Raw genomic sequence first — 23,201 nt, 5'->3', positions numbered from 1 at the left:
CTGTAGATCATGCACGTGTACGCAGGCACCGTTCGGGACGCTGGTGAGGCGTTGCGGTCCGATCTCGACGGCTTCGTGGCCGCGTGCGTCGACCGGTTCCGGCGCGGGCGGGGTGAGAAGCCCGGCGACGCCGAGGTGGGCAGTTGGCGCAACAGCTGGCCGGCGCTGGTGCGTGCGCTGCTCCGGGCCGGGTTGGCGGACCTGGCCTTGCTGTTCGAGTTCGAGTTGCCCGGTACCGGTGAACGGGTCGACGCCGTGGTGCTGGGCGTTCGACCGGACGGCGGGCTGACCGGGGTCGTCGTGGAGCTCAAGCAGTGGGACCGGTTCCGCCGGGCCGACTGGCTGGAGGTCGAGATCTCCCCCGGCGTCGAGCGGGTGCACCCGTGTCGCCAGGCGGCGGGGTACCGGAGCTACCTGGAGAAGTGGCTCGAGGACGCCACCCTGGACCTCGAGTTCCGTGGCGTCGCGGTGTTGCACAACGCTCGGATCGACGTGACGACTCGGCTGCGGGAAGAGGTCGAAGGGCGATCGGGCAGCGGGGACGTCCCGATCCTGTCCCGCGGTGAACTGACCGACACCGAACCGCACGAGCTGGCCGCGCTGTTGCGGTGCGACGATCTCCGGTCGCCGGCCGAGGGGCAGTTGGCCCGGTTCCTCGCGGTCGAGCACAGGCCGTCGCCGAAGCTGTTCGCCGAGCTCGACGCCGTGCTGGCGCAGAGGTCCGAGTTCGTTCTGCTCGGTGCCCAGCAGGCCGCCCAGGTACGGGTCGTCCACGCGGTGGCCGAAGCCTTCGCGGGTCGGAGGCGGGTCATCGCGGTCACGGGCGGGCCCGGCACCGGCAAGACGGTGGTCGCGCTGCGGCTGCTCGCCGACATCCCGAACCTCGAGTCGGCGCCGGCTGCCCGTCTGCTCACGCCGTCGGGCACCCTGATGGACCAGCTCGTACGAGCGCTCGACGAGCGGAACCGCACCAGAGGGTTGTTCGCGTATCCCAACTCGCACAACGGCAAGGGCATCATCCCGCTGGTGGACGAGGCGCAGCGGCTCAGGCGGGATCCGCACCTGGTCGCGCGACTGGTCAGGAACGCTCCGGTCAGCGTGTTCCTGCTGGACGAGCGCCAAGTGATCCGGCCGAACGAGGGCTTCACCGTCGAGGAACTGCGGCACGTCGCCGAGCGCGAAGGCGCGGACTTCCGCCACATCGAGCTGACCAGCCAGTTCCGCTGCGGCGGGTCGCAGGCCTACCTGAACTGGCTCGGCCGGCTGCTGTCCGCGGACGGCGTGCCCGAACCGTGGCAGGGGTCGGACTACGACGCCGGTGTGGCGAGCGACCCGGACGAGCTGGAGGCCTGGATCCGACACCACGGAGCGACCGGCCACACCGCGCGGATCGCGGCGGGCTTCTGCTGGCAGTGGCCCAAACGCCCGGCGAACGAACCGCTCCACGACGACATCGCCATCACGTGGACCGACCACGGGGTGGAGCGGACCTGGCGGCGGCCGTGGAACGCCGGCCGGGTGCACCGAGGACCCGACGGCGAGGTGACCGCCCCGAAACGGGCCTTCTGGGCGACCGATCCCGGCGGCCAGGACCAGGTCGGCTGCATCTACACCAGCCAGGGCCTCGAGTACGACTACGGCGGCGTGATCCTCGGCCCCGACCTGGTCCGCCGTGACAACCGCTGGGTCGCCGACTCGGCGCGCAGCCACGACCCGGCCATGAAGAACCTCCCGGCCGACCGCTACCTGCGACTGGCCCTGAACACGTACTGGGTCCTGGCGAGCCGCGCGACGTCGGGCTGCCGGCTCTACTCCACCGACCCGGAGACCCAGCGCTTCCTGGCCGGCCTGTGTTGACCCCGGGGATGTCGGTGCTCCCTCCTATTCTCGGATCATGGGGTATGCAGACGTCCGCCGGCAGGACGTGTCGGCCGCGATCGCCGAGTACGACGAACTGGGCAAGGACGCATTCCTGGCCAAGTACCGATACGCCGAGGCACGCCAGTACCTGCTCGTCCACGGCGGCAGGAGGTACGACTCCAAAGCGATCGTGGGTGTCGCGCACAGGCACCTGACGGGCACGGCGCTGACACCCGACGAGTTCAGCGGCGGTCGGGCCACCGTGGGACGACACCTCGCCGCACTCGGCTTCCGCGTCGAGGGCATGGCTCCTCCTGGTCGGGTATTCCTCCAGCCGCGCGGCCTTCGCGACGGCGGAGCTGCGCACTTCGCCAACACCGTCGTGAAGGGCGTCGTACTGGCAGAGCACGCCGAGGCGCTCGGGCCGGACCTCGCCGCACTCGAAGCCCTCTACCCCGACGGCGTCGCGAAGTTGTGGGGCAACACGGCTCCGAAGTACGGCTACCACGCCAAGGCCAAAGCTCTGGCCGCACGCCGGGTCGGCGACCACGTGCTGTTCCACGCCGAACACGCCTTCGTCGCCGAAGCCGTGATCCTGCACCTGTTCGACAACGAGCAGGCTGCGGCCTCCATCTGGGGATCGGACCGGCAGGGCCGGACCTTCACGCACATGGCCGCTTTGGGCGATGTCCGCCTCTACGACCCGCCCCTCGACGCACGCCCCGCGTTGAACGCTGCGGGGTTGGGCACGGTGCGGCACTTCATGCAGGCGCCCGACGCCTTCCGGCTCGAGTCACCGGCCCGCGACTCGACGGTGGCGAAGCCGCGGCTGTTCTCCGCGGAGGACATGCTGAACCGGCTGATCACCCTCGACCGCGACCAACCGGCGGAGCGAATCAGGAAACGCCAGGCGCTCGCCCTGCTGTGGACGATCGGCCAACGAGTGGCACACCGGAAGAGGTGGCACAGCGAGGAGGACTTCCGCAGCGGTGTCGGCGAGTTGCTCCGCGATTTCGACGACGACCCCGGTCCCGAGGTCGTCGCGGACCTGTTCTGGCACTTGCAGAACACCGACGTGTGGACAGTGGACCTGGACAACACCGATCCGCTCGCGGGGTTCGACGACGAGTGCGACAGGCTGCTGGAGTCCGTCGTGGTGCGCACGAGGGCGATCACCGCTCTGCGCAGCCGTCACCTCAACCGCATCGCCGAGGACGAGGACCTGCTGGCGCGGCTGGGACTCGAGGGCTACGCGCGAGCGAGCAGCCGTTCCAAGCCCGCCGGTGACCGCGAGGCTCCGGTTTCGCGCCGGCAGCGCAGCGGCGACACCGCGGAGCGGATCCGGAGCATCGCCGAGGAGGTCACCGCGCTCTACGACGACACCTGCCAGTTCTGCGGCACCCGCCTCCTCACCGGCGTCGGCTTCCACAGCGAGGCGGCGCACATCAGGGGCCTCGGCGAGCCTCACCGAGGACCGGACCACATCAGCAACGCGCTGTGCCTGTGCCCCAACTGCCACGCGCAGTTCGACCGGTTCGGGATCTACGTCGACGACGAGGGCGTCGTCCGGCTGGTCCACAACAGCGAAGAGGTCGGCGAGCTGCGCCGTCATCCCGACCACGACATCGACGACGCGCACGTCCGGTACCACCGGAGCCTGTGCCACATCACCCCGCCGGCCTGACCGGGCTATTCGGGGAAGTCGTCGTTCCACACCGGCAGCATGTGGACGCGTCGGGCGGCCGGGGCGGGGATCTTGGCGAACTCGCCGGGGCCCGTCCGGTGCACGCAGTCGATGCCCACGCTGTGCAGCAGTTCGATGTCGACATCAGCCGGACGGGCCGGGAACAGGGCCGTCAGGCGGACGACGCGGTCCGGGCACCGGGGCGCGTAGTGCAGGAGTTGGGCCACGGCCTGGCGGACGCGGTCCCGGCTGATACCACCCTTCGCCTCGACCACCTCCGCGCCCTCGGAGCCCACCGTGTACATGTCGGACATCCCCGCCTCGGACGTGATGCGTTCGAAGCGCGCCTCGGGATTGGCCTCGGCGTATTCGTGGACCAACAGCGACTCGGCCCGGCGGACCGTGATGGAACGCGCGGAGCGGGAATAGGTGGCTTGAGTGGTGTGAATGCGTTCGAGTTCGATCGCCAGGCCTCGTTCGAGTTGTGACCGGATGTACTCCTCGCGCGCCTCCTCGGCGGCCGCGACGGTCGACCGGTCGATGCCCAGACCGCTGATCACCTGGTCCACGACCACCGCGTCGTCGATCACGACGCCTTGCAGGAAAGGACCGCGGAGCTTTCCGCCCGACACCGCTTTGAGGGTGCGGTACGGGATGAGGACGGTGTCGTCCAAGCCGATCATGCTGTAGACGTTGACGAAGGTGTCCTCGTCCGGCGCCTCCTTCCACAGCGTGTCGGCGAACGCCGGGCTGCGGAAGGACGCACCCACCTCGCCGATCGCCCGGATGTGCCCCTTCCAGGCGAAGAGCGCCACGTCGCCCACCGTCACCTCGGCCATCCGCCGGTCGAGGAAGGCCCGGGTGCCCCAGAACGGAGCCGTGCCGCCGGGGTGCAGGCCCGACAGGAGTGCGCGCTGGTCGCCGGTCAGCGCCGACCAGTGCCTCGCGACCCGGAAGTCGACCTCGTGGTGCAGGGTCTTCCTCCGGTTGCGCTCGGCTTCGGGGTTGGCCACCGGCTGGATCAACAAACGAGTCAAGGCGAATCCCCTGGTCGGTCGAACGCGCGCACTACCGGGTGGAATAATCCCACATCGACCGGGGCACCTCCACCCGATATCGTCCACAGTGGATCGATGCCACTTATTCTCGTGGCGTTCGGGTGAATCCGGGGAACTGCCCGACGATCGATTCCCATCGAGCTATCCTCGCGGTCACTCGTCTCGGCAACAACGCCTGGAGTGACAGATGTGTCCGCCGGAAACCGCACCGAAAGGCGCGACGGCCAACGAGGTCAACGCGGTGCTGCTCGGCGCCGCCGTGCAGGCGGAGAACATCTCCGGTGGGGTGCACCTGCACGTTCCCGCCACGCCGGACCAACCCGCGCCGCGCCAGTTGCCCGCTCGGCCGCGTTCCTTCACCGGCCGTGACGCCGAACTGGCCGCGCTGACCGAGGCCGTGGACGGCGATGCGCGGGCGACGGTCGCGATCTCGGCGATCGGCGGGATGGGCGGCATCGGGAAGACGTCGCTGGCGCTGCACTGGGCGCACGAGAACCGCGGCCGGTTCCCAGACGGGCAGCTTTACGTCAACCTGAGGGGCTTCGACCCGGCGGACGAGCCGCTGGAGCCGGCGGTAGCCGTGCGGGGGTTCCTGGACGCGCTCCACGTCGCCCCGCACTCGATGCCGGCGGACCTGGACGGGCAGGCCGCGCTCTACCGCACGCTGGTCGCCGACCGTCGGATGCTGGTCGTGCTGGACAACGCGGTGGACGAGGAGCAGGTCATACCGCTCTTGCCGGGCAGCGAGACGTGCACGGTGCTCGTGACGAGCAGGCGCGCGCTCGACGGCCTGGCGACCGCGCACGGCGCACGGCTGCTGTCGCTGGACGTGCTGACAACCGACGCCGCCAAGCGGCTGCTCGTCGGTTACCTGGGCACGGACCGCGTGGACGCGGAACCCGACGCCGTGCGTGACCTGATCCGGCTGAGCGGCCGGCTCCCGCTGGCGCTGAGCATCCTCGCCGCCCGGGCGAGCCAGTACCGGAACTTCCCGCTGGAGGAGTTCGTCGCCGAGTTGCGCGACGCGGAGCAGCGGCTCGACGCGTTCCACAGCAGGATCCGGCAGAACGACCTGCGCGCCGTCTTCGACTCCTCGTACCGGGCGCTGTCCGAGTCCGAGGCGCGGTTGTTCCGGATGCTCGGCGAGGTGACCGCGCCCGACACCACGCTCCCCGCCGTGGCGAACCTCGCGCGGACGACGGATGCGGAGAGCCGCCGGCTGCTGCGCAACCTCGTGGACGCGCACCTGGTCGAGAACCACGCGCCCGGCCGCTACCGAATGCACGACCTGGTTCGATTATGGGCCCTGGAGAAGGCCGAGCAGGTCGACGACGCTGCCGAGCGCACCGCCGCCCAGCAGCGATTGGTGGATTTCTACGTGCACAGCGCGGTCGCCGCGTCGGCCCAGGTCGACGGCCGGCGGAGACCGACGCTGGTCGCCGAGCCGGGGCCCGACTGCCGCCCATCGGGATTCCGGGGCCGCGCCTCCGCACTGGCCTGGCTCGACGCGGAGCACGCTTGCCTCCTCGCGGCGTGCAGGCTGGCCGTGGCTCGCGGCTGGCACTCCCAGGTGTGGCAACTGGCCTATGCGCTCGACACGTTCCACTGGCGGCGTGGGCACGTGCACGACCACTTCGCGATGTGGCAGGACGCGCTCGGCGCGGCGAGGGCGCTGGGCGATGACGGGCTTACCGGCCGGGCGCACCGGTACCTGGGCTACGCCGCCTCGCGGAAGTCCCACCACCGTGAAGCCGTCGAGCACCTGACGGCCGCGCTGCACCTGGCCGAGCAGGTCGGGGATGTCCGCGAACAAGCTCGTGCGCACCAGGATTTCGCCTATGCGTGGGAGGTCCGCAACGACTACTCGACGGCCCTCGAGCACGCGATGCTGGCGATTCCCTTGTTCCGCAGCGCCGACAGCCCGATGTGGGAGGCGCGGGCGCTCAACCTCGCGGGCAGCTACCAGGCAAGGCTGGGAGACCACGAGACGGCGCGGGCGCTGTGCGGACGATCGTTGGAGCTGTCGAGGGAATTGCGGGACCTCGACGGCGAAGCGGCGTCCTTGGACTGCCTGGCCGATGTCCACATCCGTTCCGGCGAACACGCCACGGCCGCCGAACTGTTCCGCGACGCGCTCAGGTTGCGGCAGCAACTGGGCAACGCCTACGGCGCGGCCGACAGCCTGGCGGGCTTGGGCCGTTCGCTGGCCGGGCTGGGCGAACACCGGGAAGCCCGCGAAATCCTCGCCAGAGCTCATGCGCTGTACCGCTCCCAGCACCGGCCGGCGGAAGCCGACGCCGTGCGCGACCTGATGGCCACGATCCCTTGACCCCACCGGAGAGCGTTTACCTGCGCATGGGTGCGTGCTCCTCCGTGCTGTAAGTACCTTGACCGTTCTCGATCTTCGTCGTGCGTCGGGTCTCGTGCGCTGCCGTTCGACGCGCTGCCGAGGGACGGCAGCGCGTCGGTGAACCGCTGCACCCGACCGGTGTTCACGCACGCAGCCAGGAGATCGCACGAGCCGCCGCGAACCCGATGAACGCGTCCCTCTCCGGCGCCTGCATCCGCGTGTCGAACGCCTCGGTGAACACCGCCACCGCGTACCGACCGCCGTCCGGGTACTCCACGACACCGACTTCGTTGCGCACCAAGGGAAGCGTGCCGGTCTTGCCGGACACCCTGATGCCGTCTTCGCGGAACCCGGAGCGCAGTCGGTGCGGCCACACCTGGTGCCCCAGCCAGTACTGCACGTCGGCGCACGCCTCGGCGGGCGCGGCCTCGTCGCGCCACACCATGCCCAGCAGCCGGGTGCTCTCCTCGGCGGTGGTCCGGCAGGTCAGCGCCGGCTGGAGGATGGGCAGCTCCAACAGCTCCTCCCGGGAAAGCCCGGCGAAGAACTCCGGGGTCACGTCCGGGCCGAGGCACTCGAACATCCCGGCGCAGTCGTACGGCACGGCGGTGTGCGTGAACCCGAGGTCGGCCAGCAGCGCGGCCACGGCGGGCAGCCCGATCCGCTCCACCACCAGGTCCGTGGCCACGTTGTCGCTGACGCCGATCATCAGCACCGCGAGGTCGTGCCACGAGATGGTCACGTCGTGCCGGTAGGTCGCCAGCCCGTACGGCGAGTCGGTGCCGGTGCCGGCCACGTAGGTGATCCGCTCGGACAGGTCGACCTGCCCCGCGACGCCCTGCCTGGCCAGCTCCACCGCCACCGGCACCTTGAACACCGAGGCCGACACCACCGGCTCGTCCCCGTCGACGTCCACCCGACGGGATCCGTCCAGATCGGTGGCGTGCAGCCAAACCCGGACACCGACCTCGTCGGCGCGCTCCCGGATCTCACCGACCACATCGTTCGCGGTCTCCATGTCCGTTCCCCTCCGTCGCGGGCCGGGCTTCAGTTGACGACTACCGGAGCCCTGAGCGCGTCGTCGTGATCGACGAACCGGACGACGCACAGTTGTGCGATCCGACGAAGCCCGCACAACCGCTTCACCAGCACCATGGGGGAAATTCGTCGCACCGACACCCGGCCCGGCGGCACGGGCGGCCCGACCTCGGACACAGGAGTCCCCACCGCGAGGAGAAACGCATGTCACGCAGTGCAGAGATCGCCGCCTGGCTGCCCGGTCGGCTGGCCGAGCTGGTCGCCGCGCACGGGGTGCCGGGTGCGCAGGCGGCGGTGCTGGTGGACGGCGAGGTCGTGGACGCCGCCGCCGGTGTGCTGAGCCTGGCCACCGGCGTGGAGACGACCACCGACTCGGTGTTCCAGATCGGCTCGATCACCAAGGTGTGGACCGCGACCCTGGTCATGCAACTCGTCGACGACGGCCTGGTCGACCTGGACGAGCCGGTGGTGGAGTACTTGCCGGACTTCAGGATCGCGGACGCCCGCGCCAACGCCGCCATCACCACCCGACAGCTGCTCGACCACACGTCGGGCATGGACGGCGACCTGTTCCACGACACCGGGCGCGGCGACGACGCCGTGGAGAAGTTCCTGGCGACGATCGCGGACGCGGAGCAGGTCCACGAGCCGGGTGCGATGTTCTCCTACTGCAACAGCGGGTACGTGGTGCTGGGCCGGTTGGTTGAGGTGCTGCGCGGCAAGCCGTTCGGAGCGGTGGTGCACGAGCGGATCGCCCAGCCCCTCGGTCTCACGCACATCGCCACCAACGCCGACGAGGCGATCCTGTTCCGCGCCGCCGTGGGCCACCTGCCCGGCGAGGACGGCGACGTGGTCGCACCGGTCTGGTCGTTGGCGGCGTCCAACGCCCCCGCCGGGGCGTTGCTGGCCATGCGGGCCCGTGACCTGCTCGGCTGGGCCAAGGCGCACCTGGACGGCGGTGGCCCGATCCTCGGTGAGGCGAGCGCCAAGGCCATGCGGGAGCCCCAGACCGACGTGCCCTTCACCGCCGGCCTGGCCGCGAAGTGGGGTCTGGGCTGGGAGCTGTTCGACTTCGGTGCGGACGTGTTCGGCCACGACGGCGGCACCATCGGGCAGGCCGCGTTCCTGCGCATCTCCGGCAGCGCCGGCATCGCTGTCGCACTGCTGACCAACGGCGTGGCCGGGCTCGAGGTGTACGAGGAACTCGTCGTCGGGGTGCTGCGCGAGTACGCGGGCGCCGACGTGCCGGCGTTCCCCACGCCGCCCGCGACCTCGGAACCCCTCGACGCCGCAAGGATTTCCGGTGTCTACAACACGCCCATGATCGCGTACGCGGTGACCGTGGACGACGAGGGCCGGGGCTGGGTGGAGACCATCCCGCGCACCGACGAGGCGAGGATGATCATGGCGCGCCGCCGCGTCGAAGTGGTCCGGCTGGCGGACGACCGGCTGATCGGCATCGAGCGCGAGCACGGCCGCTACCCGGTGTACTCCCTCGTCGGCTCGGACGAGCGGGGCCGTGCCGAGTACCTGTTCAGCAGCCGGGCAGCGCGTCGCGCCGAGGCGGAGTAGCCCCGGCGCACGGGTTCTCGGTTTCACTGCGTCACGGCGATCACGTCGTGACGCAGTGGAATGTGGTGCGCGGCCGTCCTCTCCCGTGAGGCCGCGCACCACTCCATCTACTCCCGCATCCCGATGGCGTCGATCGGCCTGGCGCGCAGAGCCAGCCGGGTCGGCAAGCCCAGGGCCAGCAGGCCCAACAGGGCCGCGAAGCCGATGATCGCCAGGTAGACGCCGATCGGGCCGGTCGGCAGGGGTGTGCCCATCAGGCCGCTGCTCAGCAGCACCAGCGGGATCGCGGGGATCAGGGTGCCGACCGCGATCGCGATGCCCACCAGGGTGAGCGCCTCGGCGCGCATCATCCGGAGCACCTGTCGGCGGGTGCCGCCGACCAGGCGCAGCAAGGCGAACTCGCGCCGCCGCTGCACCGTGGTGAGCACGAGGGTGTTGGCCACCGAGATGGCGATGTAGCCCAGGATCACGCCCACCGCCACCAGGTTGACCCAGAACTGGACGCGGCGGTCGCTGTTCTCGGCCGGGGCCATGGCGGACCGGTCGGTGACGGTCGTGCCGGGGTAGCGGCCGGCCAGTTCGGCGAGCGCGCCGGCCACCGCCGCGCGGTCCGCGTCCGGGGTCAGCCGGACGAGGGCCGAGCTGTCCAGGCGGGCCGCGGAGTGCGCCCGGGCCAGCTCGGCGGGCAGCACGTGCTTGCCGAACGCCAGGTCGCGGTCGAAGGTGGCGACCAGTCGCAGCTTCACGGGCCGGCCGTCGTCCAGGAACAGCTCCACCTCGTCGCCGATGCGCGCGTCCAGCCAGTTCGCTTCGGACTTGCTCAGCGCGATGGTGTCGCCGCGCAGGTCGGCGAGGTTCCCGGACAGCACACCGAGGTCGAGTGCGCCCCGGCTGTCGTCGAGACCGAGCGCGGGCACGCGTTCGATCCGCGTCGACTCGCCGTCCTGGACCTCCGCCATCACCCGGGTCCGGACCACCGAGGCCGCCGCCTCCACGCCGTCGACACCCCGTGCGGCCTCGGCCACCTCGGGCGAGACGCCGCCGGGCGCGGACACCACGTAGTCGGCCGCGGTGGCGAGTTCGGTTTCCCGCTCGCCGGCGGCCGTGGTGACGGTCTGGCTGAAGAAGCTCACCAGCGCGAAGCTGATCGACAGCATCAACGGGGTCAGCGCGGCGGCGACCCGCTTCAGGTTCGCCTGGCTGTTGGCCGCGGCCAGGAAGCCGGTGGCGCCGAACTTCCGCAGCGGCACGGCCGCCAGTCGCACGATGGGCGCGACGGCGCGCGCGCCGAGGAACGACATGCCGATCACGGCCACCAGCACGGACGTCGACGCCATGACGATCGCGACCTCGCCGTCCAGGAACAGCGGCATGGTCGCCATCACGGCGGCGAGCAGCAGGAACACCGCCCCCGCCACGCCCCGCCAGCGCCCCGGGTCGGGCCGCTCCACGGCCGCCTCGCCCAACGCCTCGGTCGGCGGGATCCGGGACGGCCTGCGGGACGCCACCCACGCCGCCAGCCGGGCCACGCCGAGGCCGAGCAGGAACGCGACGAGCAGCGGCAGCGGGCCGACCGAGAGCGCGAACTCGTGCGGGATGACGCCGATCGCGGCGAACGCGTCCCGCAGGCCGTGCCCGACGAAGATGCCCGCCACCGAGCCCAGCGCCGCCGCGAGGGCCGCGACCATCGTGGTCTCCGCGCCGATCAGCTTCCCGATCTGCCTCGGGGTCGCCGCGATCGCCCGCAGCAGGGCCAGTTCGCGCCGCCGCTGCTCGACCGACAGCGCCAGCGTGCCCGCCACCACGAACACCGCGACCATCATCGCGATGCCGCCGAACGACCCGGAGATCGCCATCAGCATCGTCCGGGACTCCCCGACCGCGGCGAACTCCACCGTCCCCCGGTCCTTGCCCTCCGCGACCGTCACGTCCTCGCCCGCCAACGCCTGCTCGACCCGTTCGGCGAGATCGGTCACGCCCTGCTCGGCGAACACACCGATGGCGTGGAATCGACCGGGCCGCCCGGAGAGCAGGTCCGCCTGCGCGGCGGTGAAGTAGAGCCCGGACTGCTTGGTCACGCCCTGCGCCGGCGCGGCGATGCCCACTACGTCGTACCCGGTCGGTGTCGACGTGGTCATGACCTCGACCCGCCCGCCCACCGCGACACCGGCTCGCTCGGCCAGTTCCGCGTCCAGCACGACCTCGTCCCCGCTCGCCGGCTCACGCCCGTCCCGCAACGTGAACGGCGTCAGCACGGCGGAGTCCCAGTTGTGGCCCAGCGCGTCGAACACACCGCCGGTCACCACCCGGGCCGGGAACGTCGACTCCCCGACGGCCTTCGCGACCCCCGGCACCGCCGAGACCTTCCCGACCAGGGTGTCCGGCACCGTCGGCAGCGTGCCGACGTTCTGGGACGACAGCGGGGCGGCTGCGCCCTCGGGTCGCACGACCTGCCCGCCGCCGACGACGACCGTCGCGGCGGCGTACCGCTCGGTGGGCACCCCGGACCGGATACCGGACTCCATCAGGATCCCGCACCCGGCGACCACCGCCGTGCCACAGAGGACGGCCAGGAACGCGCCGATGAACGCGGCCTTGCGCGCCTTCAACAACTGCCAGGCGATGCTCAGCACGGCTCACCACTCCCCGAGGTTGGTCAGCCGCCGCACCACGAGGTCCGGGGTCGGCTGGTGCAGTTCGCCCGCGAGCCGGCCGTCGGCCAGGAACACCACGCTGTGCGCGAAGGACGCCGCGACCGGGTCGTGGGTGACCATCAGCACGGTCTGCCCGACGGTGTCCACCAAACCGCGCAACAGCTCCAGCACCTGACGGCCGGTCCGGGTGTCCAGCGCGCCGGTCGGCTCGTCGGCCAGCAGCACCTCCGGCCGGGTCACCAGGGCACGCGCGATGGCGACCCGCTGCTGCTGCCCGCCGGACAGTTCGGCCGGCCGGTGCTCCAGCCGGTTCGCGATGCCCACCCGTTCCACGATCTCGCGCAGCCACGCCTTGTCCGGGCGCGTGCCGGCGAACCGCAGCGGCAGCGTGATGTTCTGCTCCACCGTCAGCGCCGGGATCAGGTTGTAGGCCTGGAACACGAACCCGATCCGCTGCCGGCGCAACTCGGTGAGCGCGTTCTCCTTCAGCCCCGCCAAGTCCGTCTCGCCCAGCAGCACCCGTCCCGACGTGGGCCGGTCCAGGCCCGCCGCGCAGTGCAGGAACGTGCTCTTGCCCGAGCCGGACGGGCCCATCACCGCGGTGAAGGCGCCCCGGCGCAGGCCAACCGTGACCCCGTCGAGCGCGGTGACCGCGTTCACACCCGAGCCGTAGACCTTGCGCACCGACTCCAGCCGCAACGCGTGTGCCGCGTCCACGGCGACCGTTCCTGCCACCATCACGTTCCCTTCTCCGTCGTGTCGTGGAGAAGCCTGCGGCCCGGCCGGCCGGATCTCGATCCCTCAGGCAGCCCGACCGGGGTAGTGCCCGCACTACCGTGCGAACGCGGATCGTTGGGCACAATCGAGCCATGACCCGCCTTGCTCCTGTGTGGACGGCCGCCCGGTACCTGCTCGTCGGCGCGGGCACGGCGCTGCTGTCGCTGCTCGCCCTGACCGGCATCTTCCTGGTGGCCGGGCTGAGCCTGATCAGCATCGGGCTGCCCGCCGTGCCGGAGGCGCTGCGGCTGGTCCGCAGGCTGGTCGACGTGGAGCGCGGGCGCGCGGGCGCGTTCCTCGGCACGCCGATCCCGGCGGCGTACCGGCTGCCCGACGGGCCGGTGCTCACGCAGGTGCGGACGGTGCTGACCGACCCGGCGACCAGGCGTGACCTGGTGTGGTTGCTCGTGCACGGCCCGGTGGGGCTGCTGCTCGGGACGCTCGCCGTCGCGCTGCCCATCAGCGCGGTGAACCACCTGTTCATCCCGGTGTACTGGTGGCTGGTCCCCGGCGGGGTGCAGACCTCGCTCGGCTTCGTCGTGGACTCGTGGTCGACCGCGCCCCTGGCCGTGGCCATCGGCGTGTTCTACGGCCTGCTGTGGCTGCAGCTGCCCCGGTTCGCGCGGTGGCAGGCCCGCTTCGCCCAGCGGATGCTCTCCCCCGCCGAGGGCGTCTCGCTGGTCGACCGGGTGGCCGAGCTCACCGCGTCGCGCGCGGGCGCCCTGGAGGCGCACGGGGCGGAACTGCGCCGCATCGAGCGTGACCTGCACGACGGCGCGCAGGCCCGGATCGCGGCCGTGGTGATGCAGTTGGGCATCGCGGACCAGATGCGCGCGCGTGACCCGGAGGCCGCGTTCGACCTGGTGCGCAAAGCGCAGGACACCGCGATCGACGCCCTGGCCGAACTGCGGGACGTGGTCCGCAGCATCTACCCGCCGGTGCTGTCCGACCGGGGCCTGGACGGCGCGGTGTCGGCGCTGGCCGCCCGCTGCCCGGTGCCGTGCACGTTGGAGGTGGCCCCGATCGGCCGGCGGCCGGCGGCGATCGAGGCGGCGGCGTACTTCATCGTCGCGGAGGCGCTGACCAACATCACCAAGCACTCGGCGGCCGAGCACGCCAGCGTCCGCCTGGAGGCCACCGACGACAAGCTGTTCATCACGGTGCGCGACGACGGGCGGGGCGGGGCGGACGGCAACCTGGGAACGGGTATCGTCGGCATCCAGCGTCGTGCCGACGCGTTCGACGGCCACGCCGAACTGAGCAGCCCGCTCGGCGGCCCGACCGTGTTGCGAGTGGAGCTGCCTTGCGGGTCGTGATCGTCGAGGACGACGTGCTGCTGCGCGAAGGCCTGACGCTGCTGTTGGGCAACGCCGGCATCGAGGTCGTCGCGGCGGTGGACAACACCACGGAGTTCCTGGCCGCCATCGCCGGGATGCGACCGGACGCCGTCGTGACGGACGTCCGCCTGCCCCCGACGTTCACCGACGAAGGCCTGCGCGCCGCCGTGGAGGCCCGTCGCGTGCACCCCGGGCTGCCGGTGCTGGTGCTGTCGGCGTACGTGGAGAACAGCTACGCCGCCGAACTGCTCGCGGACGGCGTGGGCGGGGTCGGCTACCTGCTCAAGGAGCGGGTGGGCAAGGTGGAGCGCTTCGTCGACGCGCTGACCCGGGTCGCCGAGGGCGGCACGGCGATGGACCCGGAGGTGATCTCCCAACTCCTGGTCCGCCGCAAGCCCGACGACCCGCTGGCCACGCTCACCGCCCGGGAGCGCGAGGTGCTGGCGCTGATGGCCGAGGGCCACAACAACGCCACCATCGCGGACACCCTGGTGGTCAGTGAAGGCGCGGTGCTCAAGCACATCCGCAACATCTTCACCAAGCTGTCCCTGCCCAACGACGAGGGCGGCCACCGCCGCGTCCTCGCCGTGCTGGCCTACCTGAACGCCTGACCCGGCTGCCCGGTGGGCTGCGACGGGTCCACCGGCTCGCGGAACAGGTCGGTGTAGGACCGCTGGCGGTCGTCCCGGTGGCCGTCCGCCGGTTCCGACCGGTGCGTGTCCGGGTGGCTGAAGAGGTCGTTCGGCTCGGTCATCGCACCTGCTCCGGCAGGTGGTCCAACACGTGCAGGACGTGCACCGCGAGGTCCGCCGCCGCCTTCTCTTCGAGGTTCGAGTGCTCCCGCAGCGTCCGGCGCACGAGGTCCACTCGGGCGTCGTAACGGGAAACGTACTGGGTAGACATGGTTTCCGACTTTCTCCGCGCCCGGTGCGTGCTCACGGTTGAACCGGAGGCCGCACGGCGCGAGGTGGGTTCGGGTGCGCGATGGCGCGAATCCCGATACCCGAAGAGTACACCACGGCCCGCCGCACGGCCGGCGAACGGGCCGGATCGCCCTTCGAAGCCCATTCCACAGTGGACGGTCGGCGCGCGGAAGTCGAGCACCGCGAAGGGGTTCATCCCTGCACGGCGACGGTGCTCCGGGGTGCGCCGAGCGAGGTCAGGATCTCTTCGGCGGTGGAGGCGTTGTCGGGGTCGGCCGCGGACCGCAGCACGGCACGGGCGGTGTCGCCCGGCGTGCCCGGCGGCACCAGGAGCAGCTTGGTCCGGGTGAGGTGCGGCCCGATCAGGGTCACGGTGTCCGGCTGCGTGGTGTGGAAGCCCTCCATCCGCACCACCACGCCGTCCACGGTCAGCCGGCGCCCGATGACGTCCCAGACGCCGAGGTGGTAGGACGCCCGCCGGATGGGTCCGCGCGCGGCCAACGCCCTGACCAGGGCGGGGAACTCGGCGGCCGGGTCGGTCGACCACGGCCACCAGGCCCCGTCGACGTGCCCGCGCGGAGCCGCGCCCGGCTTCAGGGCGAACCGCACGCCGCGCTGCCGCGCCGCCGGGTCGGTGGTCGCTGTGAGCAGGTCCGAGGTCATCCCGGCGCTCCCGCCTCCGGCCGGACCAGCCGACCGGTTCGTCGTGCGCCCAAGGCGACACCGGTTCGACCACCGGCGCTCGACATACCCTCGGTACGCCCCACGCTACGCCACCGGGGAGCTCCCCGTGCCCGCCAACCGCCGGAACGGTCCGGCGCGAACGCCGCGAGCCCGCCGGTTTCGCCCCCGGGCCAGCGGGTATTCGACGTTCCCGAGGGCAATCGCTCCGGCTGCTGCGCCGGCTGTCGTCCTCCCCACTCGATCGCCCAGGACCCCGGCGGCGGGAGACCCACCACCGCACGCACGGAGGTACCGCTCGATGAACCGGACCACCCTCCCCCACGACCGCGCCCCCGGGTCGCCGCAGCCGATGCTGGCGGGCGAGAAGTCCTCGACCGAGATGTTCCTGGTCAAGCTGTTCGCCGTGGTGCCGGCCCTGGCGCTGGCCGCGGCCGTGCCGCTGGCCTGGGGCTGGGGACTGGGCTGGGTCGACATCGGCCTGGCCGCGTTCTTCTACACCCTGACCTGCCTGGGCGTGACGGTCGGCTTCCACCGGTACTTCACGCACGGCGCGTTCACCGCCAACCGGGGCCTGCGGATCGCGCTGGCGGTCACCGGCAGCATGGCCATGCAGGGCCCGGTCGTCGGCTGGGTCGCCGACCACCGCCGGCACCACGCGTTCTCCGACCGGGAGGGCGACCCGCACTCGCCGTGGCGGTTCGGCACCTCCGGCCGGGCGCTGGCCAAGGGCTTCTGGCACGCGCACATGGGCTGGATGTTCGACCGCGAGCAGACCAACGCCGCCCGGTTCGCCCCCGACCTGCTCGCCGACCGGGACATCCAGCGGGTCGACCGCCTGTTCCCCGTGCTGACCGCGGTCACCCTGCTGGCGCCCGCCCTCGCCGGCGGCCTGATCAGCATGAGCTGGTGGGGTGCGCTGACCGCGTTCTTCTGGGCGAGCCTGGTCCGCGTCGCCGTGCTGCACCACGTGACCTGGTCGGTCAACTCGATCTGCCACATGATCGGCGACCGGCCGTTCACCGCGCGGGACAAGTCGGCGAACTTCTGGCCGCTGGCGATCCTGTCCATGGGCGAGTCGTGGCACAACTCCCACCACGCCGACCCGACCTGCGCCCGGCACGGCGTCCGGCGCGGCCAGCTCGACATCTCGGCCCGGCTGATCCGGGGCTTCGAGCTGCTGGGCTGGGCCACCAGGGTCCGCTGGCCGAAGCCGGAACGGCTGGCCCGCAACCTGAAGGGCAATACGGCCTGACCGCCGACCGCGGTGAACGACACCGGCGAAGGCCACCCGTGCGTGATCGTCCGACCAGGGAAAACGGGTGTAGTGTCGCGCTTGTCGGGAGTGCCGCATCGGCTCCGGACCACGTGCACCTCACCACCCCAAGGGCCGGTACGGCCGTCGAACAGTCAGGGCTCCAGTGAGCCGATGGCGTTCACCACGAGGTGCGTGGAACGACCCGGTCTCGTCGGACACCGCTCGGTGGAACCGCCCCTGTCGCGCATGACGCGGGCGGTTGCCACCCGGTGAGAGCGAAGCCGCACGCCTATCGGGTGGTCGTACGCACTTCCACTAGCCCGTTCGGGTTCAGCTGACCGGTGGTACGGCCACGTACGTGGGACGCTTAGCCCCGTACGTGCCGCTCCGGACCTCGGCGGACTGCCCGTGGTTGGCGTCTGCCGGAGGTGAGCGATGCTCGGGCCCGAACCCGTTGGGGCCGTGGACGATCCCGAGGAACCCAGGAAGGGACCACCGGGAAGGGAACCAGGCGGGAGTGGACCACCGCGGGTGACAGCAGCCGACGTAGCGGAGTTGGAAGCGTTCACCAGCGGTCTGCGGGCCTTGGACTACCGCTACGGCGGTGGCCGTTCCAGGGCGGCGGCGGTGGCGCGCCTGCCGTCGGCCGTCGCGCTGCTGGACCTCCCCGGCGCCGGGGAGGTCGTCGTCCCGTTGCATACCGCCGTGGCGGACCTGCACAACCTCGCCGGGTGGGCGTCCTTCGACACCGGCCTGGACGACGCGGCGCTCCGGCACTTCACCACCGCGCTGCGACTGGCCGCCTCGGTCGGCAACGCGTCGCTGACCGCCAACGTCTACTACCGGATGGGCCGGGTGCGGCTGCACGGCGGCGCGACCGCCCGGGCGCTGGCCGAGTTCCAGCTCGGCGAACGGGCCGCCCGGACGAGTTCGGCACTGGAGGTGGCGCTGCTCAACGCCAACCAGGCGTGGGCGTTGGCCCGGCTGGGCGCGGAGCACGACGCCGTGGCGCTGCTGGCCCGGGTGGGCGGCACGCCGGCCGGGGACGGCCCGCTGCCGGGGTGGGTGGCGTTCTTCACCGCCGCCGACCGGGCGGCGATCACCGGTGTGGTCCGCACCGAGCTGGCGCAGACCGTCGACCCCCGGCACGTGGCCCTCGCGGTGCCCGCGCTGGAGGAGGCGGTCGACGGCTTCGGCCCCGACATGGCGCGCAGCCGGGCGTTCAGCCTGATCTCGCTGGCCACCTGCTACCTGCTGGACGACCAGGTGGACGCCGGCGTGGCCCTGGGCGAGCAGGTGGTCACGCTGTGCGGGCAGCTGGTGTCGACCCGCACCGCCGATCGGCTGCGGCCGTTGCGCAACGAGGCCGCCCGCCGCAAGGCGCACCCCGGTGCACGCGCGCTGGTGGAGCGGATCCGGGCGTTCCAGCCGGCCCGGGACGGCCCGCCGTGACCGGGCACGGGGTCGTACCGCGCGATGGCGTCCACCGCGGTGCCAGGCCCGTCAGTTGGTGGCAGCGCCGCTCGCCGACCCGCACAGGTGCGGCGATCCGCGGGCAGGTGGGCGGTGGGAGGCGGGCATGGCCGACGTGAACCGCGGGGGGCCACGCCGTGGCGATCCACGCGTTGGGTGAACCGTCGACGCAGGTCTGGGCGCGACTGCACGCGCTCGCCCGGCGGGAGGGCGAGCCGGTGTCGGTGCGGCACGCCTGCGTCGTGTGCGCCGAACTGACGGAGGCAACCGGTGCTTGTCTGTCCATGGTGCGCGACGGCGGGGCGCACGAGCCCGTGTTCGCCACCGACGAGCACAGCCGTCGGCTCGACGAACTCCAGTCCACGGTCGGCGAAGGCCCCGGCCTGGACGCGTTCGCGTGGGGTGCGCCGGTGCTGACGGCCGATCTGCGGGCCCCGGAGGCCTGCGCCCGGTGGCCGGTGTTCACCTCCGAGGCGGCCCGGCTGGGCGTGCGGTCGGTGATCGCGATGCCGGTCCGGGCGGGCGCGGCCAAGCTCGGCGTGCTGGCCTGCTACCGCGACCGGCCGGGCCTGCCCGGCCGCGGGGAGTTGTCCGGGGCCTTGGTGTGCGCCGACACCGTGCTGGTGCTGGCCCTGGACGGCAGTGGCAACATCAACCCGTCCCTGGCACGGCTGTTCGACATCGGGTTCGCCGTGCACGGCGCGCACGTGCACCAAGCGGCCGGGATGGTGTCGGTGCAGCTCGGCTTGAGCATCACGGACGCGCTGGCCCGGCTGCGCGCGCACGCGTTCGCCCGCGACCGGCCGCTGGGTGCGGTGGCCGCCGACGTGGTCGGCCGCCGGTTGCGGTTCGGCGGCGACGGGCAGGACCGTGCGGCGCGGCGTTTCGCGGTCGCCGAGGACGGCGATGCTCCCGGCGACGGGAATGAGGAGGGCAAGGACCGATGACAACCCAGGACCGACATGTGCGGGAGACGTTCATCATGCTGGCCGACACCCTGGTGGCCGACTTCGACCTGATCGACTTCCTGGACCTCCTCGCCCGCCGCTGCGCGGACCTGCTGGGGGTCACGGCCTGCGGCCTGCTCCTGGTCGACCACCACGGCACGCTGACCACGGTCGCGGCCTCCAGCGAGGAGGCCAGGCTGCTGGAGCTGTTCCAGTTGCAGAACTCGGAGGGCCCCTGCCTGGACTGCTACCGCAACGGGGCCCTGGTGAGCTGCGCCGACCTCGACGAGCCCGACGGCCGATGGCCGCAGTTCACCGAGGCCGCGCTGAACACCGGGTTCAAAGGGGTGCACGCCCTGCCGATGAGGCTGCGCGACGAGGTCATCGGCACCATGAGCGTGTTCACCTCCACCACCGGCGCGTTGAGCGCGTCGGCGCTGGAACTGGGGCAGGGGCTGGCCGACATGGCCACCATCGGCATCCTGCACGAGCGCATCGTGCGCCGGCACGAGGTCGTCACCGAACAGCTCCAGACCGCGCTCAACAGCCGGGTCCTGATCGAACAGGCGAAGGGCGTGCTGGCCGAACGACTCCGGATCCCGGTGGACGCCGCCTTCGCCGCCCTCCGCTCGCACGCCCGCACCACCAACCGCAAGCTGCTGGACGTGGCCCAGGCGGTCATCGACGGCTCCCTGACCATCCACGACACCACGTCCGGCAACAGCCGGGCGAACCGGTGAACCCGCCGGAGAGCGTCCACAAAGGACAGGCCGATCCCCCGCCGCGCGTCGGCGGCCCCGGGACCCGTCGCAGCCGCCCGAACTCCCGGTGGCGCGAAGGCAGCGGTCCCGGCCGGCGGGTTTCAGTTGATCGAGCGATACCGGCCGGCCCCGGATGCGCCGATAGTCCGATCAGCGGCACGTGCCGATCACGCGCGGCCCGATCGACTCCGGAAGGCCTCTCCCGTGTCACAGGAACCCGTCAGCGCGGTCGCGCTGACCCACCAGGCGATCAGGTCGCGCGAATCGGAGCCGGCGCGGGCGAGGGAGCTGCTGTGCGCCGCGCTGGCCGAGGACCGCGAGTACGAACCGGCCTGGCGCTGGCTGGCCGAGGTGGTCACCGACGACGCCGAACGGCGGTTCTGCCTGGAACGGGCCTACCGGCTCACCACCGACCCGGCGACCGACCGCGCGCTCAAGGCGTTGCGGCGGGTCGAGGGCCGCCCCCCGGCCGAGGTGGGGCACCTGGTCGAGCCGCCCCGCCCGGGGGCCACCGCGCGACCGCGGACCAGCCGGTTCGGCCCGCGCAGGTGGGTGGCCGTCGGGCTGGCCGCGCTGGTGCTCTCCGGGGCGGTCGGCGTCTGGTCGGCCTCGGGTGGGGAAGGCGGCGAGCCGGTGCACGTCGCGCTGGTGGCCGGGCTGACCGGCCCGGGCGCGGTGAACTCGGCCCACGTGGAACGCAGCCTGCGGATGCGGCTCGACGAGGTCAACGACGCCGGCGGCGTGCAGGGGCACCCGGTCGAACTGCTGGTGTACGACGACGCCGACCGACCCGACAAGGCACGCGGCATCGCCGAGGAGATCGTCCGCGAGGGCCGGGTGCTGTTCGTGGTGGGCCACGGGACCAGCGACACCGCGCTGGCCGCCGCACCGGTCTACCGCGCCGCCGGGATCCCCGCGATCACCCCGACCGCGAGTTCACCCCGCATCACCGACCACAACGACTGGTACTTCCGCAGCATGTTCGGCAACCGCACGCAGAGCGACTTCCTGGCCGTCTACGCCGCCCGGGTGCTGGGCGCGAGGACGGCCGCCATCGCCTACGCCGACGACGAGTCCGGGCAGTCCGCGCACGAGGGGTTCGTGACGTCGTTCGGCGCCTTCGGCACCGTCACCGCCGAACTGCCGATCTCGGACGCGTCCCTGGACGGCACCGTCGACGCGCTCACCCGTCAGGACCCGGCCGCACCGATCGTGCTGGCCGCCGACGAGGCCCACGGCGCGGAGGTGGTCGAACGCCTCCGCGAGGCCGGCGTCACCGCCCCGATCCTCGGCACGGCGTCGATGGGCACGCAGGCGTTCCACGACACCCTGCTGGCGGCCGAACGGGAGCGCGGCCGACCCGGCCTGTTCACCGCCGACCTGTTCCTCGGCACCCCGCTGGCCCCCGACTCGCTGTCCGGCCCGGCCCTGGTGTGGGCGAAGGACTTCGAGCAGCGCTACGGCGAACGGCCGCTGTGGCCGGCCGCGACCGCCCGCCAGGCGCTCAACGTCGGGCTGCACGCCATGCGCACCGGCGGCCTGGACTACGGGCGGAACCGCACCGACGACCGCCGCCGCATCCGCGACGCGCTGCTGTCGTTGAAGGACAAGAAGAACTCCTTCCCCGCCCTGCTGGGTCCGCTGTACTTCAACCCGACCGGCTCGGCCCAGATGTCGGTCTCCTTCGTGACCAGCGACGGCACCAGGCTCGTCTCCGCCCCCGTGCAGCTGACCATCTACGAGCCGCCGTCGGACGAGGCGCTGCGCAAGGGCCTGGCGAACGGCACCGTGGTGGCCGTCGCGGACCGCTACCTGACCCGCCGCCAGGTGGTGGCGACCGGCATCAACCTCAACGAGGTCCGCGACCTGGACTCCCGCGACGGCACCTACTTCGTCGACTTCTTCCTGTGGCTCAAGTACACCGGCGACCACGTGGCGTCCGACGTGACGTTCGTCAACGCCGTCAAGCCCGACCTGAAGCTGGGCACCCCGCTGCGCGACGTGACCGAGGACGGCCACACCTACCGGCTCTACCGGGTCGCGGACCGCTTCAAGAACAGCTTCGACTTCCGCAGCTTCCCGTTCGACCGGCAGCACCTGGACGTCCTGTTGCAGAACCGGACCCGGACCGCGGACCAGGTCGTCTACGTCACCGACAAGGAGATCCTCAACCAGTCGCCCGAGGACTACCTGCGCAGCGGCACGAACGCCGAGGCGGACATCAACGCCATCCCCAACTGGCAGGCCGAGTCCGCCCGGTTCTTCCAGCGCACGGTGGGCAGCAGCGACGCCCTGGGCGACGCCCTGGCCACGGGTGCGGCGACCGGCGTCTATTACAGCCAGTACACCGCCGAGGTGCAGGTGGCCCGCGACGTCGTCCCGTTCCTGGTCAAGAACCTGCTGCCGCTGATCCTGCTGATCGGCGTCACCTACCTGTCGCTGTTCTTCAAGGCGAACGACGGCGCGGCCCCGGTGTCGATGGGCGTGACGGCAATCCTGAGCACCGCCGTCCTGCTGAACAACGTGACGTCCCAGCTCCCGTCGGTCAGCTACACCGTGGCGCTGGAATGGGGCTACTACGCCTTCATCTTCCTCGCGGCGACCTGCGTCCTCATCGCCATGCTGCGCAAACGCCTGGTGTCGAAGGGCCACACCGACGCGGAGCGGACCCTGACCCGCACCGCCCGGATCGCCTACCCGGCCTACGTCCTGGCCATCGTGCTGACCTACGTCGTCGCGTTCACCTGAGCCGGCGGGCGGGTCGGGGGGCTGGTCGGTGCAGCCGGCGGCCGGGTCTTCTATATGGTCCCGGAAGATAGTCCTCACAC

At 71.9% G+C, this 23,201-nt stretch carries 18 protein-coding genes; 11 read left to right on the top strand and 7 right to left on the bottom strand.

Going from position 1 to position 23,201, the window contains the following annotated elements:
- Positions 1-9: 9 nt before the first annotated feature.
- Positions 10-1,857 carry a DNA/RNA helicase domain-containing protein gene (locus FHS29_RS12355; protein WP_184690712.1) on the top strand — a complete coding sequence of 616 codons (1,848 nt, stop codon included), beginning with the start codon at positions 10-12 and terminating at the stop codon, positions 1,855-1,857.
- A gap of 37 nt (positions 1,858-1,894) precedes the next feature.
- Positions 1,895-3,544, top strand: coding sequence for a ScoMcrA-related endonuclease (locus FHS29_RS36265; protein WP_221455766.1), 1,650 nt, complete (start codon positions 1,895-1,897; stop codon positions 3,542-3,544).
- Positions 3,545-3,549: 5 nt separating this feature from the next.
- Here the strand turns inward: FHS29_RS36265 and FHS29_RS12340 are convergent, their stop codons facing one another.
- Complete coding sequence (locus FHS29_RS12340) at positions 3,550-4,581, bottom strand: hypothetical protein (protein ID WP_184690711.1); 1,032 nt, start codon at positions 4,579-4,581, stop codon at positions 3,550-3,552.
- Between the two features lie 208 nt (positions 4,582-4,789).
- Between FHS29_RS12340 and FHS29_RS12335 the strand changes: the two genes are divergently transcribed.
- Positions 4,790-6,931 (top strand): ATP-binding protein, encoded by a 2,142-nt coding sequence (locus tag FHS29_RS12335; RefSeq protein ID WP_184690710.1) that lies wholly within the window; start codon positions 4,790-4,792, stop codon positions 6,929-6,931.
- Positions 6,932-7,094: 163 nt separating this feature from the next.
- Here the strand turns inward: FHS29_RS12335 and FHS29_RS12330 are convergent, their stop codons facing one another.
- Positions 7,095-7,970 (bottom strand): serine hydrolase, encoded by an 876-nt coding sequence (locus FHS29_RS12330; RefSeq protein ID WP_184690709.1) that lies wholly within the window; start codon positions 7,968-7,970, stop codon positions 7,095-7,097.
- A gap of 224 nt (positions 7,971-8,194) precedes the next feature.
- On the opposite strand from FHS29_RS12330, the gene FHS29_RS12325 reads away from it, so the two are divergent.
- Positions 8,195-9,562, top strand: a complete 1,368-nt coding sequence (locus tag FHS29_RS12325) for a serine hydrolase domain-containing protein (protein ID WP_184690708.1) — start codon at positions 8,195-8,197, stop codon at positions 9,560-9,562.
- A 107-nt stretch (positions 9,563-9,669) separates the two neighbouring features.
- On the opposite strand, the gene FHS29_RS12320 is transcribed toward FHS29_RS12325, so the two are convergent.
- Both FHS29_RS12320 and FHS29_RS12315 read right to left on the bottom strand, forming a co-directional pair.
- Positions 9,670-12,195: an FtsX-like permease family protein gene (locus FHS29_RS12320; RefSeq protein WP_184690707.1), complete on the bottom strand. Its 2,526-nt coding sequence runs from the start codon at positions 12,193-12,195 to the stop codon at positions 9,670-9,672.
- A gap of 3 nt (positions 12,196-12,198) precedes the next feature.
- Positions 12,199-12,954, bottom strand: coding sequence for an ABC transporter ATP-binding protein (locus FHS29_RS12315; RefSeq protein WP_184690706.1), 756 nt, complete (start codon positions 12,952-12,954; stop codon positions 12,199-12,201).
- Between the two features lie 131 nt (positions 12,955-13,085).
- Here FHS29_RS12315 and FHS29_RS12310 point away from each other — a divergent pair, with 131 nt between their 5' ends.
- Complete coding sequence (locus FHS29_RS12310; RefSeq protein ID WP_184690705.1) at positions 13,086-14,309, top strand: sensor histidine kinase; 1,224 nt, start codon at positions 13,086-13,088, stop codon at positions 14,307-14,309.
- Positions 14,297-14,941: a response regulator gene (locus FHS29_RS12305; protein WP_184690704.1), complete on the top strand. Its 645-nt coding sequence runs from the start codon at positions 14,297-14,299 to the stop codon at positions 14,939-14,941. The genes FHS29_RS12310 and FHS29_RS12305 overlap by 13 nt, the downstream gene beginning before the upstream one ends.
- Here FHS29_RS12305 and FHS29_RS12300 read toward each other — a convergent pair.
- From FHS29_RS12300 to FHS29_RS12290, 3 genes are all read right to left on the bottom strand, one after another.
- The gene (locus FHS29_RS12300) at positions 14,926-15,084 is read right to left on the bottom strand and encodes a hypothetical protein (RefSeq protein ID WP_184690703.1); all 159 of its coding nucleotides are present in this window, start codon (positions 15,082-15,084) and stop codon (positions 14,926-14,928) included. The two genes, FHS29_RS12305 and FHS29_RS12300, sit on opposite strands and share 16 nt — an antisense overlap.
- The gene (locus tag FHS29_RS12295) at positions 15,081-15,233 is read right to left on the bottom strand and encodes a DUF6307 family protein (RefSeq protein ID WP_184690702.1); all 153 of its coding nucleotides are present in this window, start codon (positions 15,231-15,233) and stop codon (positions 15,081-15,083) included. Before FHS29_RS12295 ends, FHS29_RS12300 begins: the two co-directional genes overlap by 4 nt.
- 212 nt (positions 15,234-15,445) lie before the next feature.
- On the bottom strand, positions 15,446-15,916 hold the full coding sequence (locus FHS29_RS12290; protein WP_184690701.1) for a DUF5994 family protein: 471 nt from the start codon (positions 15,914-15,916) through the stop codon (positions 15,446-15,448).
- Positions 15,917-16,286: 370 nt separating this feature from the next.
- Here FHS29_RS12290 and FHS29_RS12285 point away from each other — a divergent pair, with 370 nt between their 5' ends.
- The 5 genes from FHS29_RS12285 (at position 16,287) to FHS29_RS12265 (ending at position 23,121) form a co-directional block, all read left to right on the top strand.
- Entirely contained in the window at positions 16,287-17,189 is a 903-nt protein-coding gene (locus FHS29_RS12285; protein WP_184690875.1) for an acyl-CoA desaturase, read from the top strand.
- A gap of 438 nt (positions 17,190-17,627) precedes the next feature.
- Entirely contained in the window at positions 17,628-18,644 is a 1,017-nt protein-coding gene (locus FHS29_RS12280) for an NsdA family TPR-like regulatory protein (protein WP_512700865.1), read from the top strand.
- Between the two features lie 158 nt (positions 18,645-18,802).
- On the top strand, positions 18,803-19,612 hold the full coding sequence (locus FHS29_RS12275; protein ID WP_312864878.1) for a GAF and ANTAR domain-containing protein: 810 nt from the start codon (positions 18,803-18,805) through the stop codon (positions 19,610-19,612).
- Positions 19,609-20,352 (top strand): GAF and ANTAR domain-containing protein, encoded by a 744-nt coding sequence (locus tag FHS29_RS12270; RefSeq protein WP_184690699.1) that lies wholly within the window; start codon positions 19,609-19,611, stop codon positions 20,350-20,352. The genes FHS29_RS12275 and FHS29_RS12270 overlap by 4 nt, the downstream gene beginning before the upstream one ends.
- A gap of 225 nt (positions 20,353-20,577) precedes the next feature.
- A complete protein-coding gene (locus FHS29_RS12265) occupies positions 20,578-23,121 on the top strand; it encodes an ABC transporter substrate-binding protein (protein ID WP_184690698.1) in 2,544 nt (847 codons plus the stop codon).
- The last annotated feature ends 80 nt before the right edge of the window (positions 23,122-23,201 follow it).

Origin of the sequence: Saccharothrix tamanrassetensis (assembly GCF_014203665.1) — a bacterium.
In the GTDB taxonomy this organism is placed as follows: Bacteria; Actinomycetota; Actinomycetes; order Mycobacteriales; family Pseudonocardiaceae; genus Actinosynnema; species Actinosynnema tamanrassetense.
This window is presented reverse-complemented; position numbering and strand designations above follow the sequence as displayed.

Bases quoted from the DNA above. Each gene is read 5' to 3' on its own strand.
- FHS29_RS12355 (WP_184690712.1), top strand. From the start codon at position 10: ATGCACGTGTACGCAGGCACCGTTCGGGACGCTGGTGAGGCGTTGCGG.
- FHS29_RS36265 (WP_221455766.1), top strand. From the start codon at position 1,895: ATGGGGTATGCAGACGTCCGCCGGCAGGACGTGTCGGCCGCGATCGCC.
- FHS29_RS12335 (WP_184690710.1), top strand. From the start codon at position 4,790: ATGTGTCCGCCGGAAACCGCACCGAAAGGCGCGACGGCCAACGAGGTC.
- FHS29_RS12330 (WP_184690709.1), bottom strand. From the start codon at position 7,970: ATGGAGACCGCGAACGATGTGGTCGGTGAGATCCGGGAGCGCGCCGAC.
- FHS29_RS12325 (WP_184690708.1), top strand. From the start codon at position 8,195: ATGTCACGCAGTGCAGAGATCGCCGCCTGGCTGCCCGGTCGGCTGGCC.
- FHS29_RS12315 (WP_184690706.1), bottom strand. From the start codon at position 12,954: ATGGTGGCAGGAACGGTCGCCGTGGACGCGGCACACGCGTTGCGGCTG.
- FHS29_RS12310 (WP_184690705.1), top strand. From the start codon at position 13,086: ATGACCCGCCTTGCTCCTGTGTGGACGGCCGCCCGGTACCTGCTCGTC.
- FHS29_RS12300 (WP_184690703.1), bottom strand. From the start codon at position 15,084: ATGACCGAGCCGAACGACCTCTTCAGCCACCCGGACACGCACCGGTCG.
- FHS29_RS12295 (WP_184690702.1), bottom strand. From the start codon at position 15,233: ATGTCTACCCAGTACGTTTCCCGTTACGACGCCCGAGTGGACCTCGTG.
- FHS29_RS12290 (WP_184690701.1), bottom strand. From the start codon at position 15,916: ATGACCTCGGACCTGCTCACAGCGACCACCGACCCGGCGGCGCGGCAG.
- FHS29_RS12285 (WP_184690875.1), top strand. From the start codon at position 16,287: ATGCTGGCGGGCGAGAAGTCCTCGACCGAGATGTTCCTGGTCAAGCTG.
- FHS29_RS12280 (WP_512700865.1), top strand. From the start codon at position 17,628: ATGCTCGGGCCCGAACCCGTTGGGGCCGTGGACGATCCCGAGGAACCC.
- FHS29_RS12270 (WP_184690699.1), top strand. From the start codon at position 19,609: ATGACAACCCAGGACCGACATGTGCGGGAGACGTTCATCATGCTGGCC.